The organism is Nocardiopsis sp. TRM 82005 (genome assembly GCF_056312425.1).
Genome location: NZ_JBWDTQ010000006.1, coordinates 106518 through 126019, shown reverse-complemented (window position 1 = coordinate 126019; position 19502 = coordinate 106518). Strand labels below are relative to the sequence as shown.

General features: G+C 71.1%; 16 protein-coding genes. 11 read left to right on the top strand and 5 right to left on the bottom strand.

Annotated features, from left to right (window positions below):
- Positions 1-192 precede the first annotated feature (192 nt).
- The 4 genes from AC0T5L_RS05140 (at position 193) to AC0T5L_RS05125 (ending at position 6397) form a co-directional block, all read left to right on the top strand.
- A complete protein-coding gene (locus tag AC0T5L_RS05140) occupies positions 193-1824 on the top strand; it encodes an acyl-CoA dehydrogenase family protein (RefSeq protein WP_476164194.1) in 1632 nt (543 codons plus the stop codon).
- 469 nt (positions 1825-2293) lie between these two features.
- Positions 2294-4456, top strand: a complete 2163-nt coding sequence (gene glgX, locus AC0T5L_RS05135; RefSeq protein WP_476164193.1) for a glycogen debranching protein GlgX — start codon at positions 2294-2296, stop codon at positions 4454-4456.
- 168 nt (positions 4457-4624) lie between these two features.
- Positions 4625-5434, top strand: a complete 810-nt coding sequence (locus AC0T5L_RS05130; protein ID WP_476164192.1) for a pyrimidine reductase family protein — start codon at positions 4625-4627, stop codon at positions 5432-5434.
- 174 nt (positions 5435-5608) lie between these two features.
- Positions 5609-6397 (top strand): GntR family transcriptional regulator, encoded by a 789-nt coding sequence (locus tag AC0T5L_RS05125; protein WP_476164191.1) that lies wholly within the window; start codon positions 5609-5611, stop codon positions 6395-6397.
- A gap of 103 nt (positions 6398-6500) precedes the next feature.
- Here AC0T5L_RS05125 and AC0T5L_RS05120 read toward each other — a convergent pair whose 3' ends face one another.
- Entirely contained in the window at positions 6501-6932 is a 432-nt protein-coding gene (locus AC0T5L_RS05120) for a hypothetical protein (protein WP_476164190.1), read from the bottom strand.
- 204 nt (positions 6933-7136) lie between these two features.
- Here AC0T5L_RS05120 and msrB point away from each other — a divergent pair, with 204 nt between their 5' ends.
- From msrB to AC0T5L_RS05105, 3 genes are all read left to right on the top strand, one after another.
- Positions 7137-7580 (top strand): peptide-methionine (R)-S-oxide reductase MsrB, encoded by a 444-nt coding sequence (msrB, locus tag AC0T5L_RS05115; RefSeq protein WP_476164189.1) that lies wholly within the window; start codon positions 7137-7139, stop codon positions 7578-7580.
- Positions 7581-7839: 259 nt separating this feature from the next.
- Positions 7840-8508: a phosphatidylserine decarboxylase gene (locus AC0T5L_RS05110; protein ID WP_476164188.1), complete on the top strand. Its 669-nt coding sequence runs from the start codon at positions 7840-7842 to the stop codon at positions 8506-8508.
- The gene (locus AC0T5L_RS05105) at positions 8495-9298 is read left to right on the top strand and encodes a CDP-alcohol phosphatidyltransferase family protein (RefSeq protein ID WP_476164187.1); all 804 of its coding nucleotides are present in this window, start codon (positions 8495-8497) and stop codon (positions 9296-9298) included. Before AC0T5L_RS05110 ends, AC0T5L_RS05105 begins: the two co-directional genes overlap by 14 nt.
- A 169-nt stretch (positions 9299-9467) precedes the next feature.
- On the opposite strand, the gene hemQ is transcribed toward AC0T5L_RS05105, so the two are convergent.
- On the bottom strand, positions 9468-10178 hold the full coding sequence (gene hemQ, locus AC0T5L_RS05100; RefSeq protein WP_476164186.1) for a hydrogen peroxide-dependent heme synthase: 711 nt from the start codon (positions 10176-10178) through the stop codon (positions 9468-9470).
- Positions 10175-11644, bottom strand: coding sequence for a protoporphyrinogen oxidase (hemG, locus tag AC0T5L_RS05095; protein WP_476164185.1), 1470 nt, complete (start codon positions 11642-11644; stop codon positions 10175-10177). Before hemG ends, hemQ begins: the two co-directional genes overlap by 4 nt.
- A gap of 161 nt (positions 11645-11805) precedes the next feature.
- Between hemG and AC0T5L_RS05090 the strand changes: the two genes are divergently transcribed.
- A complete protein-coding gene (locus tag AC0T5L_RS05090; RefSeq protein ID WP_476164184.1) occupies positions 11806-12858 on the top strand; it encodes a DUF4349 domain-containing protein in 1053 nt (350 codons plus the stop codon).
- Between the two features lie 179 nt (positions 12859-13037).
- On the opposite strand, the gene hemE is transcribed toward AC0T5L_RS05090, so the two are convergent.
- Entirely contained in the window at positions 13038-14063 is a 1026-nt protein-coding gene (gene hemE, locus AC0T5L_RS05085) for a uroporphyrinogen decarboxylase (RefSeq protein WP_476164335.1), read from the bottom strand.
- Positions 14064-14356: 293 nt separating this feature from the next.
- Between hemE and AC0T5L_RS05080 the strand changes: the two genes are divergently transcribed.
- The 3 genes from AC0T5L_RS05080 to AC0T5L_RS05070 all read left to right on the top strand — a co-directional run bounded on the left by AC0T5L_RS05080 (position 14357) and on the right by AC0T5L_RS05070 (position 17507).
- Positions 14357-14932, top strand: a complete 576-nt coding sequence (locus tag AC0T5L_RS05080; RefSeq protein ID WP_476164183.1) for a DUF3000 domain-containing protein — start codon at positions 14357-14359, stop codon at positions 14930-14932.
- A gap of 59 nt (positions 14933-14991) precedes the next feature.
- The gene (locus AC0T5L_RS05075; protein ID WP_476164182.1) at positions 14992-16254 is read left to right on the top strand and encodes an HRDC domain-containing protein; all 1263 of its coding nucleotides are present in this window, start codon (positions 14992-14994) and stop codon (positions 16252-16254) included.
- Positions 16255-16475: 221 nt separating this feature from the next.
- Positions 16476-17507, top strand: a complete 1032-nt coding sequence (locus AC0T5L_RS05070; protein ID WP_476164334.1) for a tetratricopeptide repeat protein — start codon at positions 16476-16478, stop codon at positions 17505-17507.
- 57 nt (positions 17508-17564) lie between these two features.
- On the opposite strand, the gene AC0T5L_RS05065 is transcribed toward AC0T5L_RS05070, so the two are convergent.
- Positions 17565-19322: an ABC transporter ATP-binding protein gene (locus AC0T5L_RS05065; RefSeq protein WP_476164333.1), complete on the bottom strand. Its 1758-nt coding sequence runs from the start codon at positions 19320-19322 to the stop codon at positions 17565-17567.
- Positions 19323-19502 lie beyond the last annotated feature (180 nt).

The following is a 19502-nucleotide window of genomic DNA, read 5'->3' as shown; positions in this document are numbered from 1 at the left end:
GCGGTGCTCCTCCGCCCGGGACGGGTGCACGCGCCTTGGCCGGGCGGTCCCGCCCCCGCTCCTTCGCGGACCGGGTACGTCCGGCGCCGGCGTCGGGCCGGTATGACCGAACCGGGTTCGGTTCAGCTCCCCGCCCGGGGTAGGATTCCCGCACTCCGGCCGCCCGCGACCAGCAACGGAAAGGTAGCCGCCATGCCCCCCACACACGAGGTGTTCAACCAGTCGACGCCGCTCGGCGACTACGGCGCCGCGGACGATCCCGCGCTCCTGGACGGGCTGCGGCGCGAGGGCGCCGGGTGGGCCGAGGCGGAGGTGCGCGAGGTCGGCGACGCGGCGGGCTCGGAGCGGGTACGCACCTGGGGCGAGTCCGCCAACACCTACACACCCGTCCTGCGCACCCACGACCGCTACGGCCACCGGGTGGACGAGGTCGACTACCAGCCCGCCTACCACGTGCTCATGGACCAGGCGGTGGAGCACGGCATGCACGCCGCGCCGTGGGCGGATGGGCGCGCGGGCGCGCACGTGGCCCGCGCCGCCAAGTTCTTCCTGTGGTCCCAGCCCGAGGCCGGTCACGGATGCCCCGTCTCGATGACCTACGCGGCCGTCCCGGCGCTGCGCCACTCCCCGGAGCTGGCGCGGCGGTACGAGCCGCTGCTCACCGCGCGCACCTACGACTTCGGACTGCGTGCGCCGCACACCAAGCGCGGGCTCATCGCGGGCATGTCGATGACCGAGAAGCAGGGCGGCTCGGACGTGCGCGCCAACACGACGCGCGCGGTTCCCACGGCGGAGGGGCACCACCTGCTCACCGGGCACAAGTGGTTCACCTCAGCGCCGATGAGCGACCTCTTCCTCACCCTGGCCCAGACGCCGGAGGGGCTGACCTGCTTCCTGGTGCCCCGGGTGCTGGAGGACGGCGGCCGCAACGCGCTGTACATCCAGCGGCTCAAGGACAAGCTGGGCAACAGGTCCAACGCGTCGGCGGAGCTGGAGTACGACGGCGCCGTCGCCCACCTGGTCGGCGAGCCCGGCCGGGGTGTGCCCACGATCATCGAGATGGTCAACTCCACCCGGCTGGACTGCGTGATCGGTTCGGCGGCGGGCATGCGGGCCGCGGTGGTGCACGCCCTGCACCACGCCGAACACCGCAGGGCGTTCGGCGCGGCGCTGATCGACCAGCCGCTGATGCGCAACGTGCTCGCCGACCTGGCCCTGGAGTCGGAGGCGGCGACCGCGCTGATGACCCGCCTGGCCGGTGCCGTGGACCGCGCGGTACGCGGCGACGGGGGTGAGGCGGCCTTCCGCCGCCTGGGCGTGGCCGTGGGCAAGTTCTGGGTGACCAAGCGCCAGCCCGCGCACGCGGCCGAGGCGTTGGAGTGCCTGGGCGGCAACGGGTACGTGGAGGAGTCGGGAATGCCGCGGCTGTTCCGGGACTCCCCGCTCAACTCCGTCTGGGAGGGCTCAGGCAACGTGGCGGCGCTGGACGTGCTGCGGGCCATGGGCCGCAGCCCCGAGGCGCTGGAGGCCTTCCTCACCGAACTGGGCACCGCCAGGGGTGTGGACGACCACTACGACACGGCGGTCAAGCGGCTGGAGCAGTCCCTGGGCGACATGGACGAGGCCCAGTACCGGGCGCGCTCGGTGGTGGAGTTGATGGCCCTGACCCTCCAGGCGTCAGTGCTGCTGCGGCACGCGCCCACCCCGGTCGCCGAGGCGTTCACCGCCTCGCGCCTGGGAGGCGAGTGGGGGCACGTGTTCGGGACACTGCCGCGGGGTGTGGACACCGGTCTGATCCTGGACCGGGCGCGCCCGCGCCGGTGACCGGTTCCGGGACGAGACCGGGCGGCGCGCGGGCCGGCGTGCACCGCGACCGTCCCGCCGCGGCCTCCACAGGCGTACCGGGGCCCGAAGACTTCGGGGGGCCGAGCGCGGCCCCCTCCCCCGGCTGGCCGCCCCGTACGGCGGTGTGCGCGGTCCGAATCCCCGTCCCACACGTGGATCCGGACCGCGCCGGGAGCACGCGGACAGAATTCCAGAACTTCACTAATCACGGTTACCGCCCTGAACCCTGATAATTCCAGCAACAAATCCCAAATAGGGACAGCCGGTGAATGATCATCGACCGGATCGGCATACTTCGGCGGTTGGAGCGGAAGAAAGAAGTCGTCACAAACACGACCGCACGCTTTCGGACGGAGAGCCGGACCGTGGGAACCCTCCCGGACGGGAAGGGTACGCGGCCCTGACCTAACCTTACGAAGGCCCTGACTCCAAGAGACTGACGACGCCTATGGTGGAAGTCTGGCCAGGTAGTTCCTATCCGCTCGGTGCGACCTACGACGGGTCCGGCACCAATTTCTCCCTGTTCTCCGAAGCCGCCGAACGGGTGGACCTTTGTCTGTTCGACGACGACGGCAAGGAGACACGCATACCGCTGACCGAATACGACGGATTCGTCTGGCACGGCTACCTTCCCGGTATCGGACCGGGACAGCAGTACGGGTACCGGGTCCACGGCCCCTACGCGCCCGAGCACGGCCTGCGATGCAATCCGAACAAACTACTCACCGATCCGTACGCCAAGGCCCTGAACGGCAACCTCGCCTGGCACGAATCCCTGTTCAGCTACCACTTCGCCGCTCCGGAGCGCAAGAACACCAAGGACAGCGCGCCCTACGTGCCCAAGTGCGTGGTGGTCAGCCCGTTCTTCGACTGGGGCAACGAGTCCAGGCCCCGCACCCCCTACCACCGCACGGTGATCTACGAGACGCACGTACGCGGCCTGACCATGCGCCACCCGAGTATCCCCGAGCACCAGCGGGGAACCTACTCGGGGCTCGCGCACCCGGCGGTGATCGACTACCTCACCTCGTTGGGGGTGACGGCGGTCGAGCTCATGCCCGTGCACCACTTCGTGCCCGAGCACGCCATGGTGGCCAGAGGGCTGACCAACTACTGGGGATACAACACCCTGGCCTTCCTCGCCCCGCACAGCGGGTACGCGGCACGCGGCTCACGCGGACAGCAGGTCCAGGAGTTCAAGGCGATGGTGAAGTCGCTGCACGAGGCGGGCATCGAGGTACTGCTCGACGTGGTGTACAACCACACCGCCGAGGGCGACCACATGGGGCCCACGCTGTCACTGCGCGGCATAGACAACCTCAGCTACTACCGGGTCAGCGACGAGGACCAGCGCTACTACCTCGACTACACCGGTTGCGGCAACAGCCTGAACGTGCGCCACCCGCACTCGTTGCAGCTGATCATGGACTCACTGCGGTACTGGGTCCTGGAGATGCACGTGGACGGGTTCCGGTTCGACCTGGCCTCGGCGCTGGCCCGGGAGTTCCACGACGTGGACCGGCTGAGCACGTTCTTCGACATCGTCCAACAGGACCCGGTGATCTCACAGGTCAAGCTGATCGCCGAGCCCTGGGACGTGGGCCCGGGCGGCTACCAGGTGGGCAACTTCCCACCGCTGTGGACCGAGTGGAACGGCAAGTACCGCGACACCGTGCGCGACTACTGGAGGGGCCAGCCCGTGATGGGTGAGCTGGCCTCGCGCCTGGCCGGGTCCAGCGACCTGTACCAGGACGACGGACGCCGGCCGGTGGCCTCCATCAACTTCATCACCTGCCACGACGGCTTCACCATGGCCGACCTGGTGTCCTACAACCACAAGCACAACGAGGCCAACGGCGAGGACAACCGAGACGGTACCGACGACAACCGGTCCTGGAACCACGGCGCGGAGGGCCCGACCGAGAACCCGGAGATCATCACGCTGCGCCGCCGCCAGGTGCGCAACTTCCTCACCACCCTGTACCTGTCGCAGGGGGTGGTGATGCTGTCCCACGGTGACGAGGTGGGACGCACCCAGGGGGGCAACAACAACGCCTACTGCCAGGACAACGAGATCGCCTGGATCGACTGGAGGGGCGCTGGGCTCGTCGAGGACGAGGACCCCGACAACGATCTGCTGGACTACGTGCGCGAACTGGCCCGGCTGCGCCGTGACCATCCCGTGTTCCGGCGGCGCCGGTTCTTCCGGGGCAGCCCGGTGGGGGGTGCCAAGTCCGGGAAGAAGGGCCTGCCCGACATCATGTGGCTGCGACCGGACGGCGAGGTGATGTCCGGGGGCGACTGGGACTCCACCAACCAGGCCCTGGGCGTGTTCCTCAACGGGGACGCCATCACCGAACCCGACCTGCGCGGCCGCCGTATCCGGGACAGTTCGTTCCTGCTGCTGCTCAACAGCGGTGCCGACGCGGTGGAGTTCACCGTGCCGGGCACCGAGTACGGGATGGCGTGGGAGACGGTCCTGGACACGGCCGAACCCGACGTGGACGGCCGACCGTTCGTGGCCGCGTCCGATCCGGTGAAGGTGATCGACCGGGCGCTACTGCTGCTGCGCCGGGTGCCGCACAAGCACGCGCGGGCCCTCCGCCCCTGAGGAGGCCAACCGGGGCTCGCGCCCGGCCGTCCCCGCGGCGGGGACGGCCGGGCGCCCCGGCCCGGGGCCGGGTGCGACGGAGCGGAACCGAGACACCGGGGGAGAAGGACCGGAACGAGGCTCGCGTCCCTACTCGGAACGGCCCCCCACCGCCTACGCTGTGTGACCATGTCGAGCACACACACCGGCGGCGCGGACACCTCCGCCGCTCCCATCGCCTTCCGTGAACTGCTGCCCTCGCCGGGCGGCACGGACGTGGACCTGGCCACGGCCTACGCCTACCCCGAGTTCCTGAACCAGCCCTGGGTACGCGCCAACATGGTGGCCAGCGCGGACGGTGGCGCCATCGGTCCCTCCGGGCGCAGCAAGGACCTGTCCTCCTCGCCCGACCGCAAGGTGATGGGCGTACTGCGCGGCCTGTGCGACGTGGTGCTGGTGGGCGCGGCCACGGTGCGTCTGGAGGGGTACGGTCCGGTCCGCGCCCGCAGGACGTGGGAGGGCCTACGCACCGGACGTCCGCGGACTCCGGCCGTGGCGGTGGTCTCCCGCTCGCTCGGACTACCCGAGCAGCTGCTGACCGAGGCGCCCGAGGACGCTCGTACCGTGGTGTTCACCACGACCGACTCCCCCGAACAACGCCGCCGTGAGGTGGCCGAGCACGCCGACGTCGTGGTGGTCGACGGGGCTTCGGTGACGCCCGCGCACGTGGTGAACGGCCTGGCCGAGCGTGGGCTGTACCGGGTGCTGACCGAGGGCGGCCCACACCTGCTGGCGGAATTCGTGGCTGCGGGACTGCTGGACGATCTGTGCCTCACCCTGAGTCCGCACCTGCTGGGGTCGGGCGCGCCGCGCATCGTCGCGGGGGGCCCCGGCGCCCCGGGGGCGCCGGACCACACCTCCGTGCAGAGCACGCCCGTGCGGATGGCCCACCTACTGGAGGCCGAGGGAAACCTGTTCGCGCGTTACCTCAGGGAATAGGGCGTAGGTGAGGGACTCGGCGGTAACTGGTTGGTTTCGGCCGCCCCACAACCACGCATGAACCATCCCGCAACCGGACATACCCGAGGTGTGTCATCCACTGGAAACACCGCCACTGGACACAGTGCACACCGTATTAACGGGGCTTACCGGCTTGGCCCCCCGGCCGAGAGGATGAACGTGGTGCCGACCGAAAACGGATCCCCTCCGGTCTATCGCGAGATAGCCGAGGGACTGCGCGGACAGATCCGCTCCGGACGGTACGCCGACGGCGACCGCCTGCCCGGGGAGAACGCCCTCATGGAACGCCACGGCGTCGCACGGGCGACCGCGAGGCAGGCGCTCTCCGTACTGATCAACGAGGGCCTGGCCGTGGCCGTGCGCGGCTCGGGCATCTACGTGCGCCGGTTCCGGCCCGTGCGAAGACACGGGGCCCGCCGCCTGTCCAAGGAGCTGTGGGGCAACGGGCGCGCGATCTGGCAGACCGACAGCGAGGACCGGGAGTACGAGGTGGACCGCCTGCGCGTGGACGAGGCCGTGCCCGAGGAGCATGTGGCACGCGCGCTGGAACTGACCGAGGAGGCCGGTGTGCTGCGGCGCTCACGCCGCTACCTGGTGGACGGGCGGCCGGTTCAGAACGCGGTATCGCACCTGCCCCTGGCCGTCCTGGAGAGTGGTGGTGGGCGGTCCGCGGCGGCCCTGCGCCTCCGGGAGCACGACAGCGGCCCGGGAGGGATCTACGCGCGCCTGGCCGAACTGGGACAGGCACCGGCCCACTTCACCGAGGAGATCCGGGTACGCATGCCCACCCCCGAGGAGAGCCAGGAACTGGAGCTGGCGCCCGGGACCCCCGTACTGGAGATGGCGCGCACAGCGCTGAACGCCGAACACCGGCCGGTGGAGTTCAACGAGATCACCATGGACGGCTCAGCGTACGTACTGAGCTACGACTTCGACGCCTGAGGCGGAACGCCGCCGACGCGCGCAGCAAGGCTCCCCGACGCGCGGCGGACGGCCGAGACGGCGGGAGGGGTGCTTCCTGGCACCCCTCCCGCCTCGGACCGACTCAGTGATGGCCTCGCCTTGAGGCGAACACCAGGTACGCCAACGGCAGGAGCACGAGTCCCACCACCAGCGCACCCGCGGCGGCGAAGGGCAGGAAGTCCGGCTTGGTCATCGCCCACCGCGCCATGCCGAACCCCAGGAGAAGCGCGACCGCCAACGCGCACACGGCGAACACCGTGGCGAAGAACAGCAGTTTGCGGTCACTCCAGGGAGAGGGCCTGGCATGGCCGATCTGCGAGACCGTGGCACGGACGCTGAGTTCGGCGACCCAGCGCAGCTCGCGGACCGCCGCGGCCGGTCCGCCCGCCACGGCTCGCACCCGCGACCGTGCACCCGTGGTGATCTGATCGATCCACCACAGTCCGTATCGAATCCTGCCCACGCGCAGCGGTCGTCTGCCTACCCCGAGTGCCTGTTGAGCTGTAACGGCCATGTCACACCTACCTCAAGTGCACCGTTCGACCACTGACCCTGGTTAAGCCGTACCCTCCGCTTCCATTACCGAACGTCATTCCAGGCGAAGTTAGGGGTATATGACCACTAAGGAGGATTCCGCTACCCCGCACGCCATATGAGATGTTCCGCCACGGGAGATATCGAGGCGGCATTCAGACCCGATTCGGGGTAGCGTCGTGCCATGGCTGACTCAGCGGACCAGGCCCCGAACACCGGCGACGGGGCCGAGGGCATTCCCCAGACCGACCAGGAGTGGCGCGAACGGCTCAACGCCCAGGAGTACTCGGTGCTGCGCCAGGCGGCCACCGAGCAACCCTGGACCGGCGCCTACGTCGACACCAAGACCACCGGGGTCTACCGTTGCCGGGGCTGCGACACCGAACTGTTCCGCTCCGATGAGAAGTTCGACTCCCACTGCGGGTGGCCCAGCTTCTACGACCCGGCCGAGTCCGACGCCGTCGTCCTGCACGAGGACCGTTCCATGGGCATGGTGCGCACCGAGGTGCAGTGCGCCACCTGTGGCTCCCACCTGGGCCATGTCTTCTACGGCGAGGGGTACGACACCCCCACCGACGCCCGCTACTGCATCAACTCCGTGGCCCTCACCCTGGAGCCGAAGGAGTAGGTGTCATACGATCCTGGTGCCGGACGCGCGCCCGCGGGCGGCGTACCATCGTGCGACCGTGACCCGCCCGCGGCGGTATCAGGGATAATCACATCCAGCGCGCCAACGGCCGGCCCAGCGTCGGTCCGCGGGGCGCGGCGCGGAAAGTACCGGACCACCGGGGTTTTCCCGCCCACTATCCGACCCGGAGCCCCGGGCCGACCCTCACAGCGGCAACCGGTGTGCGGGCGAACCGACAGACCCGCGACGAAAGCGCTCGATGACCGACGACTCACCTTCCTCATCCGTTTCCCACCGGCCCGCGGCACGGCCCCGCTGGGGCATGGCCCAGGGTTCGGCCCCGTGGCTGCTGCCCGCCCTCGGGGCCACCGGAGCCGCCGTGCTGGCCGCCCGGGGCTCCCGGGCCCGTACGGCGCTCGCCGCTTCGGCAGTCGCCCTGACGGCGGGGATGACCTGGTTCTTCCGCGACCCCGAGCGGGGCCCGGCGACCGGGCGGGTGCTGTCGGCGGCTGACGGCGTCGTCCAGAGCATCGAGCCCCAACCCGACGGGCGCATCCGGGTCGCGGTGTTCATGAACCCCCTCAACGTGCACGTCAACCGTGCCCCACTCGCCGGCGTGGTGACAGGCGTCGAGCACCGCCCGGGCGGTTTCCGCCCCGCATTCGACAAGGACAGCGAGCGTAATGAGCGCGTCATCTGGACCCTTGAAACCGAGATCGGTGCGATCACGGTCGTTCAAATCGCCGGCGCGATGGTCAGGCGTATCGTCCCGTATCTCGCTGCGGGGCAGAAGGTCGAGCAAGGCGAGAGGATCGGGCTCATCCGGTTCGGGTCCAGGGTCGACACCTACCTTCCGTCCGGGATCGCCCCGGCGGTGGAGGTCGGCCAGAAGGTCCGTGCCGGAGAAACCCGCCTTGACGCCGACTGACGGGGCCCTGGCGGCCGGACGCGCCGCCTCCGCCCCCGAGGAGGAGGTTCCCAGGCTCCGCCTGGGGCCGGCTGACTACCTGACGCTCGGCAACGCCCTGTGCGGCTTCCTCGCTGTGTGGGCGCTCGTGGCCGCCCAGTCCGCGCACGCGGCCTCCGGGGCCACCGGGCCGCTGCCGCGCACGGCCATGGCCACGGTGGTGGGCCTGATGCTGGTCGCGGCGGCACTGGACGTGCTCGACGGCCGGGTGGCCCGCAGGCTGGGCGGCAGCGGCATGGGCGCGGAGCTGGACAACCTGGCCGACGTGATCAGCTTCGGGTTCGCCCCGGCGTTCTTCTTCGTCGTGTGGAGCATGCAGGCCGAGGGCGCCGGTGCGCTGCCGGTGGCGGCGGGCGGCGCCGTGCTGCTGGCGGTCATCGTGCGGCTGGCCCGGTTCTCCTGCCAGGCGCCGGGCGCGAACTACTTCACCGGTCTGCCCTGCCCCTTCGGCGCCATGGCCGTGGTGACGGTGGTCCTGCTCGACCCGCCGCTGGTAGCGGGCGTGGCGGCGGTGCTGCTCATCTCCTGGCTGATGGTGAGCCGGATGGAGTACCCCAAACCGCGGGGGCGCAAGGCCTACGCGGTGCTGGGCTTCCTGGCGGTCGGGGTCGCCCTGATGGCCGCCTGGGGCATGGGCCTGCCCGCGGGCCAGACGCTCATCTACCTGATGAGCGCCGCCGTCCTGGGCTTCATCATCACCCTTCCGTTCTACGTCCTGGCCACCCGGCGGGCCACCGCGGGACAGGACTGACACACGGTCCGCATGACGAGCGCCCCGGAGGACGTTCCTCCGGGGCGCTCGTCATGATGCGCTGTGGGCGCCTGGGCAACGGGGGACCGCGCCGCGGACGCCCGTCGAGGGTGGCGGGGGCGACGGGCGGGCGAAGCGGGGTGGAACCCCGGAAGGCGCCGTCCGCCGTCTAAGGCAGGGAGTCGACCAGCTCGGCGACGCTCTTGCGGCGACCCGTGTAGAAGGGCACCTCCTCGCGGGTGTGCAGGCGGGCCTTGGCACCGCGCAGGTGACGCATCAGGTCCACGATGCGGTGCAGGTCGTCGGCCTCGAAGGCGAGCAGCCACTCGTAGTCGTTGAGGCCGAAGGAGGACACCGTGTTGGCGCGCACGTCCGGGTAGGGAGCGGCCATGCGGCCGTGCTCGGCGAGCATCGCGCGACGCTCGTCGTCGGGCAGCAGGTACCACTCGTAGGAGCGCACGAACGGGTACACGCACAGGTGCTCGCGCGGCTCCTCCCCGGCCATGAAGGCGGGAACGTGGCCGCGGTTGAACTCGGCGGGGCGGTGCAGGCCCACGACCGACCACACCGGGGTGCTGGCCCGGCCGATCCGGGTACGGCGGAAGGACGTGTACATGTCCTGGACCTGCTCGGGGGATTCGCCCACCCACCAGAACATGATGTCGGCGTCGGCCCGGAAGCCCTGGACGTCGTAGCTGCCCCGGGTGAGGACCCCCTGCTCGGCGGCCTTGTCGAAGAGCGTGCTCAGCTCGTCGGCCGCGGCGGCGCGGTCGACCCCGTCGAGTCCCTCGACCCTGAAAACCGACCACATGGTGTAGCGGATGAGTGAGTTGAGGTCGGTGCCGTCCTGACCGACGGCTTCGTTCTGCTGGCCCGTCACGGGTTGACTCCTTGCTGGTTCGTTCCGGCGGCCTCGTCGCCGCCGCTGGTGGGACTGTTCGTCCTGAGAGCACCGACCAGGCGCTCGGCCTCCTGGCCGGCGTCGGCGACGCACGCGGGGATCCCCACGCCACCGTAGGCCGCACCGCACACCCCGAGGCCCGGGCTGCGGGCGACGTCGGCACGGGCGCGCCCGACGAGGTCCGCGTGGCCGACGGAGTACTGCGGCAGCCCGTCGGCCCACCGGGTGACCCGGCTCTCCAGGGGCGTCCCGGCCATACCCGTGACCGTGGCCAGATCCCGTACGGCGGCCTGGGTCAGCTCCTCGTCGGAGCGCTCCAACACCTTCTCGTCGCCGAACCTGCCGATGGAGCAGCGCAGCACCACCAGGTCCTCTCCGGGGTTGGCCCGGGCCAGCTCATCGGCCAGCCAGGGCCACTTGTTACTGGAGAAGGTGGCGGCCTTGATCGTGAGCCCCTCCCCCGCCGGAACGAGGAAGCCGGTGCCGGTGGACGGCTCGGGGAAGGCCGAGGCGGGCAGTGCCAGGGTCACCAGGGCCATGCTGGCGTACTCGACGCCGCGCAGGTCCCGCGCGGCGCCGGGCGCGTGCTCGGTGAGCAGGCGGGAGGCCTCCGGGGCGGGGCAGGCCAGCAGGACGGCGTCGCAGGAGACGCGCTCGCTGCTGTCCAGGTGGACCCGCCAGCCCTCGGAGAGCTGCTGTAGGGCACGGACCTTGGAGCCCACGCGCAGGCTGTCGGAGTAGCGCTCAGCGAGCGCGCCGACGAGCCCGGCCACGCCCCCGCGCAGGGAGGCGAAGACGGGACCGGGCTTGGTGGGCGCCGCTCCCCTGCCCCGGAGGCTGGTGTGCACGGCGCGCATCAGGGAGCGGTCGTGGCGGGCCATGGGTGCGATCTGCGGCAGTGTGGAGTCCAGGGAGAGCCGGTCGGCCCGGCCCGCGTACACGCCGCCCAGGAGGGGTTCGACGAGGCGGTCGACGACCTCGGGACCCATCCGGGTGCCCACGTAGTCGGCGACGGACACGTCACCGCGCACCGGGGTGCGGGGCCGCACCAGGTCGAGCCCGGCGCGCAGGTTGCCACCCCAGGAGAGCACCCCGCTGCGGGCGAGCGCACGCAGATCGCCGGGCACGCCCATGAGCTGTCCCTTGGGCAGGGAACGCATCCGCCCGCGGCTGTAGATGGCGGCGGATCCTGGGCCAGGGTGCACGACGCGCTCGTCCAGGCCCAGTTCGGAGAAGAGGTCGAGCGCCTCGGGGCGTCTGGCGAGCACCGCTTCGGCGCCCGCGTCGACGGACACCCCGGCCACCGGCGAGGCGCGCAGTTTGCCCCCCGGGGCGTCGGCGGCCTCCAACACGGTTACGGAGGCGCCCAGGCCGGTGAGGCGGTGCGCGGCGGTGAGTCCGGAGACCCCGCCTCCGACCACGACGACGTGCGGTGCTTCAGGCATACCCCAAGCTTCCCAGATGATGTGGGCCACCGGGATTCGCCATCCCCTTCGACGTCCGGTGATCTGGGTCGCGCCCACGGCGGATGCCCGGCCAGTCCGCTGTTGTCCGGTCGTTACCCCCACGGCGGAAACGGTCCTGGGCCGGGAAACGTCGAAGGGGCATGGTTACTTCAGCGTTCCCCCCGACGCGCAGGATCGTCGGAACGGTGTTCTCCGCGGCCATGGCCGTCCTGATGGCCACGGCCTGCGGCGGTTCCGGCGCCGGATCCGCCGATGAGTCCGCCGCCCTCGCCCCGGCGGAGTCCGAGGACTTCGCGGGCGCCGCCCCGGAGGAGGCCGATGCGCGCGGCGGCGGGGGGCAGGCCGCCGAGGAGGGCGACGGCTCGCACGTCGGCTCTGACGTGGAGGTCGGCGACCGGCGGCTGGTCCACACCGCCGACCTGACGGTACGGGTCGACGACGTGTCCGAGGCGGTCGAGGGCGCCAAGGAGCTGACCCTGGAAACGGGCGGCTACATCGCTTCCGAGAACGTCTCCACACCTCAGGGCAGCGCTCCCGAGGGCTCCCTGACGCTGCGCATCCCGGGCGACGACTACGAAGGGGCGCTGGACCGCCTGGCGGAGCTGGGCGACCGGTCCAGCCTGGAGCGCTCGGTGGAGGACGTCACCGAGGAGGTGGCCGACGTCGAGAGCCGCATCGAGTCCTCCGAGGCGGCCCTGGAGACGCTGCGCGGCTACTTGGAGGAAGCGGAGGACGTCGACGACCTGCTGCGGGTGGAGAACGAGATCCAGACACGCCAGTCGGAACTGGAGGCGTTCCAGGCGCGTCTGGAGACGCTGCGCAACCAGACGGCGTACTCGACGGTGAACCTGGCCCTGAGGCCCCCGAAGACCTACCTGGAGGAGCCGTCCGAGGATTCCATCGGTTTCCTTGGCGGCCTGGACCGCGGCTGGCGCGCGCTGGTCTCGTTCGGCCAGAGCGTCGCCGTGGTCGTGGGATGGCTGCTGCCCTTCCTGGTGGTCGCCGCCGTACTGGGCGCGGGGCCGCTGTGGTGGTACCGCTCGCGCCGAGGCGGCGGTTCCACGGCTGTGGCGACCACTGGCGAGGACGGCGCCTCCGGGGAGGGCGCGCCCGGGGGCGGGGCCCCGGAGGGCTCGGGCTCCGAGGCCGAACAGGGGTCCGGCGGCCCCGGGAAGGAGCCTCCGGAGGAGTAGGACGTGTTTTCGGGCCGCTCCGACTCCGCGGATACCGGCGAAAGCGCTCAGAGGCACCCCAGTACACGCAGCGGCGCCCGGTCCCTCGGAAGGGGCCGGGCGCCGTCGGTGTCAGGGGCCCGGGCATACCAGGACGCGGGGGCGGAGTAAGAGCTGTGCGCGGGTGCGCGGGGCCCGACTCAGGCGGAGGTCTCCTCGTGCACGAACTCGGTGAGCCGCTGAAGCACGTCCGGGTCGGTACTGGGCAGCACCCCGTGTCCCAGGTTGAAGACGTGGCCGTCCGCGGCCCGCCCCCGGGACAGGATGTCGCGGGTGCGCTCGGCGACGACCTCCCACGGCGCGAACAGGGTCGCCGGGTCCAGGTTGCCCTGGAGCGCGGTGCCCGGCTGGACGCGCTGGGCCGCCTTGTCCAGCGGCACGCGCCAGTCCACGCCCACGACGTCGGCACCGGCCTCGCTGAGCAGACCGAGCAACTCGCCCGTACCCACCCCGAAGTGGATGCGCGGCACCTCGTACTGGCTGAGCTGGCCGAAGATCCACGAGGTGTAGGGCAGCACCGAGGCACGGTAGTCCTCGGCGCTCAGGGCGCCCACCCAGGAGTCGAAGAGCTGCACGGCGCTGGCACCCGCCTCGATCTGGGTGCGCAGGAAGCCCAGTGTGATGGTGGCCAGGCGGCGCATCATCTCGTCCCACAACTCGGGCTCGCCGTACATGAGCGCCTTGGTGTGCTCGTGGTTCTTGGACGGTCCGCCCTCGATGAGGTAGGAGGCCAGGGTGAACGGGGCTCCCGCGAAGCCGATGAGGGGCTTGTCGCCCAGCTCACCGACCAGTTGGCCCACCGCCTCGGTCACATAGGGCAGGTCCTGGGGCTCGATCTCACGCAGCCGCTTGATGCCGGTCGCGTCCCGGATCGGATCGGCGACCACGGGACCGACCCCGGGCTTGATGTCCAGGTCGATGCCGATGGCCTTGAGCGGGACGACGATGTCGCTGAAGAAGATCGCGGCATCGACGTCGTAGCGGCGCACCGGCTGCATGGTGATCTCGGTGATCATGTCGGGGCGCGCGCACGCCTCAAGCATCGGTACGTCGGCGCGGACCCGTCGGTACTCGGGCAGGGAACGCCCGGCCTGGCGCATGAACCACACCGGTGTATGGGACACAGGAAGGCGCCGGCAGGCACGGAGGAATGGAGATTCTTGCAGCGTCACTCCTCGATCGTGCCATGCCCTCTCCGGTGCTCCCACTCGGATCGCCGAATCCGGGCCGCCGCTTCCCCGCGGCAGATCTGGCGCAAACCGGCGCGCCTGGCGGCGGGCTGGTCCCAAGATCATCACAAAACACCGACACGCCGGGCGAACTCCGACTCGCGGCCCGTGACTCGTGCCACGGTCTTTGACGTGCCCACCATCTTGCCTGTGGCGGGGAGGTCGGAGCATGTCCAGACGACCCCCCGCCGAGACGTGACCACCCCAGAATGAAGGCTGACGTTTCCACCATGCCCGATGTCGGTAACGCCGAGGACGAACACGAGACGTTCCGGCGAGCGGTCGAGGCCTTGCGCTCACCCCTACTGCGCCCCGAGATCACCGTCCGGGAGATCCCCGCCCCCCAGCGGCTGGCACCCCACTCCGCCGCCGTTTCGGCCGAGGTGACCGTGCACGGCGAAGAGGTCGCCTGGGGACGGCTCATCGTGCTCTACGACCCCGAGAACACCCGCGACTGGCCCGGACCGTTCCGGGTGGTCTGCCAGGTCAACTCCGAACTCGAATCGGAGATCGCGACCGATCCGCTGCTCGGACCGGTCGCCTGGAGCTGGCTGACCGACGCCCTGGACGCCGGCGGCACCACACACCACACACTCAGCGGCACGGTCACCCGGGCCACCACCGAGGGCTTCGGTACGAAGGCGGACCAGGGCGCCACCACCGAGGTGGAGATGCGAGCCTCGTGGACACCGGAGTCCGACGACCTCTCGGGACACGTCAACGCGTGGTTGGCGCTGCTGGCCTCCGCCGCGGGGCTGCCCCCGCTGGACGTCACCGACATCGCCAGACAGCGCTCCCGGCCCTGACCGGGCCGCCCGAACGGCCCGAATCCGCGTCCAGTAGCGACAGCGCATACCGTAGTGGTGTGGCGAACGCGTTGAACTCCAAGACAGAACCCCGGGAACCAGGCAACGACGACGCTGAAAGGGCGCCCCTGCTGCGGGAACCGCGCGAGGGCCTACCCGAGGTCACCTCCGACGCCGACGCGCTGGCCGGTGTGGTCGCGGCGCTCTCCGCCGGAACCGGTCCCGTGGCGGTGGACGCCGAACGGGCCTCCGGCTACCGGTACGGGCAGCGGGCCTACCTGGTACAGCTGCGCCGCGAGGGGGCGGGGTCGGCGCTGATCGACCCCATCGCCTGCCCGGACCTGGGCAAGCTGAGCGATGCCGTGGGCGACGCCGAGGTGGTGCTGCACGCGGCGCACCAGGACCTGCCCTGCCTGACCGAGGTCAACCTGCGTCCCCAGCTGCTGTTCGACACCGAGCTGGCCGGGCGGCTGCTGGGATACCAGAGGGTCGGCCTGGGCTTCATGGTGGAGCGGATACTGCATGTCCGGCTGGCCAAGGAGCATTCGGCCGTGGACTGGTCGCAGCGTCCGCTGCCGGAGGACTGGCTACGGTACGCGGCGTTGGACGTGGAGATCCTCATCGAGCTGCGGGACGCCCTGGAGTCGGAGCTGGAGGAGACCGGGAAGCTGGAATGGGCCCGCGAGGAGTTCGCCTCGGTCCTGGCCGCTCCGCCCAAGGAGCCGCGCCCCGACCCCTGGCGGCGTACCTCGGGCATCCACCGCGTGCGCAACCAGCGCGCTCTGGCCGCCGTGCGCGAGCTGTGGTACGAGCGTGACCGCATCGCCCAGGAGCGGGACATCTCGCCCGGGCGGGTGCTGCCGGACGCGGCGATCGTGGAGGCGGCGACGGCCATGCCGCGCACCACGGCGGAGCTGGCCGACATCCGGCAGTTCGGGATCAAGCTGGCGCGGCGCTACCTGACCACGTGGATCAAGGCGGTCAACCGGACCCGGGACATGGCGCAGACCGAACTGCCCCGGCCCAACGCCCCGGGTGACGGCCCGCCGCCGGTGAACCGGTGGGCGGACCGGGCACCGGAGGCGGCACGCCGGTTGGAGGCCGCCCGGGCCACGGTCACGGGGATCGCGGAGGACGTCGTGATGCCGACCGAGAACCTGCTGTTGCCCGACACGGTCCGCCGTCTGGCGTGGGCGCCGCCACAGACTGTGGACCCCGACACGGTGGGGGCTTTCCTGCGTGAGCGGGGGGCCCGGGAATGGCAGGTCGGACTGACCTCGGAGCCCCTGGCCACAGCGCTGCGCGGTGCCGAGGAGGCGTAGCCCGCGGCGTCGAGAAGGATCGACTTTTACCCCCTTTTCATCCGATCAACACCAGAGGTGACTGAACTCACCGCCCCATAGAAGCGGTTGATGCCTGTTCCATAGCCTCCTGTCCGATTAAGTTATAGAAATGTGCCTTGTGATACCAAGGCGTTATCCGACGGGAGTCACACCGCAGGCCGCGAGCCTCGGTGCGCGAGCAGGGGAAAGTGGTGAGTGTGCTGACGTTCTGGCGTGCGTTGCTGCGCGAGACCGGGCTGACGGGTGCGTCCAGGACCCGTTCAGCCGATACCAGCGCGCCCACGCGCGAGGAGCAGCCCGTGGAGCGGCCGACCGCGGTGTCCGTACCGAGCCCGGCCTCGGTGGGAGCGCCCACCGAGTCGCTGCCCCTGTCCGAGGAACGGGAGAAGGCACCGGCCGCGAAGGAGCCGGACGCCGAGGCGTCCGGGGCGGACAGCGCACCCGTTCCCGCGCCCACCGCCGGGATGCGGGCCGCCTCCCTGGAGCGAACGCTGCGTTCGTTGGTGGAGCGGCTGGGCACCGAGCATCCGGACACGATCACCGCACGCAACAACCTGGCGACCAAGTACGCGCAGATGGGGCGTCGTCAGGCGGCCGTGCAGCAGTTCGAGCTGGCGCTGGCCGAGGCGGTGGAGGTCTTCGGCGACGAGCACCCGCGTACCGAGATCATCCGGGAGAACCTGGCCTGGGCCTACGAGGACGCCGGTCGACCCGCGGACGCCTCGGGACAGTGGGAGACGCTGCTGCGCGAACGCGAGCGCCAGTTCGGTTCCGGGGACGAGGACACGGTGGAGGCGCGTATGCGCCTGGCGGTCTGCTACCGGCGCAGCGGGCGTCTGGACGCGGCCGTGGTGCACTATGAGCGTGCCATCGAGGACGTGACCCTGACCGAGCGCCGCGAGGAGCTGCGGCTGGGGCTGAGCGCGGCGCAGAGCATGTCCGGGCGCTACGATGACGCGATCACACAGCTGCGGATGGTGCTGGCCGGGCGGCGCCGCCGGATGGGAAAAGGCCATCTGGACACCCTGACGGTGCACCACCGGCTGGGCCGCGCCTACACCCAGGCGGGCCGTGCCGACGAGGCGGCGGAGGTACTGCGCGAGGCCTACCGGGTGGCGCTGAACTCCTCCGGCGACCCGGATGTGCGGCGGCTGACCCTGCGGCTGCGCCGCGACCTGGCCGGTGCCTACAACGCCGCCGGCCGTCACCGCGAGGCCAAGGCGCTGCTGTAGGACGTGGTCGGGGACCAGAGCTCGGGGCCGGGGGTCGACCTCCGGCCCCGAGGCGTGTCAGGGGGCGTCGTCGGGCACGGCGGTGAGGAGCTGTCCGGCGGCGAGTTCCCGGTAGAGCCCGTCGACGGCCACCAGTTCCTCGTGGGTGCCCACGGCGCGGACCCGCCCGGTGTCCATGACCACGATCCGGTCGGCGCTGGTGACCGTGGACAGCCGGTGCGCCACCACGACGACGTTGGTGTGGCGGGCGGCCTCCAGCATGACCTCCTTCAGGGCGCCCTCGTTGGCCGCGTCCAGTTGGGAGGTGGCCTCGTCCAGCAGCAGCAGCCGGGGCTGGCGCAGCAGGGCACGGGCGATGGCCACCCGTTGGCGTTCCCCACCGGAGATCGTCACGCCCCGGTGCCCGATGGCGTGGTCCAGGCCCTCGGGCAGGCGGGAGACCAGATCGGTCAGACGGGCGCGGTGCACGGTCCGGGTCAGGTCCTCGTCGGTGGCGCCCGGGGCGGCCATGAGCAGGTTCTCACGCAGGGTGCCGTCCAGGACCGGCGCGTCCTGCTCGACGTAGCCGGCCTGGGCGCGCAGAGCCTGCAAGGGCCACTCGCGCACGTCGGTACCGTCCAGGCGCACGCTGCCGGAGGTGGCGTCGTAGAACCGCTCCACCAGGGAGAACACGGTGGTCTTACCCGCTCCGGAGGGACCGACCAGGGCGGTGAGCCCGGCCCCGGCCGCCTCGAAGCTCACCCCATGGTGCACCAGCGGCAGGTCGGGGTGGTAGCGGAAGGTGACGTCGTCGAAGACGAGCGAGGCGGGACGGTCCCCCGCCACGGCGGGCGCGGCGCCGGCACGGGTGTCCTCCCGCTCCAGGTCGGAGACCTCGTCCACGCGGTGTACGGCGGCCAGGCCGGTCTGAAGCTCGGTCGCCGAGCTCACCAGGGTGCTGATCGGCTCCATGAGGTAGAAGAGCAGTAGCAGGAAGGCGATGAGGGAGGAGACGGGCAGCTCTCCGGCGGCCACACGGCCCCCTCCGACGGCGAGGATGGCCAGGAAGGCGACGTTGACCGCCAGCCAGGCCGTGGTGCCCGACACGGCCGTCCACCCGGCCACCGCCACGCCCTTGCGCCAGGACTCCACGGCGGCGGCGTCCAGACGGGCGGTCTCGGCCTCCTCGGCGGAGGATGCCTTGACGGTACGAAAGGCTCCGAAGACACGTTCCAGGTGCGACCCCATCTCGCCGAGCGCGGCCTGGGCGGCCTGTGTCGCGGCACCGATCCTGGGCAGGACCACGCCCATGAGCAGTCCGACCACGACGACCATCCCGGCGGCGACAAGGAACAGGAACCAGTCGAGCACCGCCATGACCACGATGCCGCCGACCAGCAGCACGGCGCTGGTGAACAGGTTGGTGATGCCGCTGGTGGCGACGGTGCGCAGCAGCGTGGTGTCCGCGGTCAGACGGGCGACGAGGTCGCCGGGCCTGAGGCGGTCGACCTCGGCCACGCGCAGCCGCACCAGGCTGCCCACGAGGCTGCGGCGCACCCCGAGTACGACGCTCTGACCGGTGCGCTCCAGCAGGAAGGCGCCCAGGGCACCGATGACCGCGCCGCTGAGGATGACGGCGGACAGGACCAGGACCGGGCCGAGGATGGGCTCGTCCGCGCCGAGGGCGTCGATGACGTACTTGGCCACGAGGGGCTGGGCCAGGCTGGTGGCGCCGCCCAGAAAGGTGAGCGCCCCGCCCAGGAGGAGCACGCGCCAGTGCGGCCGGGCGTGCTCCCACAGTCGGCGCAGGGGTGCCCTGGGCGCGGTGCGGAGCATCGCCGAGTGGCGCGTGTTCGGTCTGTCCGTATCTGCCACGGATCTCCCCCGGTGTCGTTTTCCTCATGAAATCCGCGCCAAGCCAACCGCGCACCGGGAGTACGGGGCAACCGCCGATAGTGGTGGATCCACCCTGACTTCCATCCCTGGCCGAAGTTCCGGCCGCGTCGCTCGCACAAG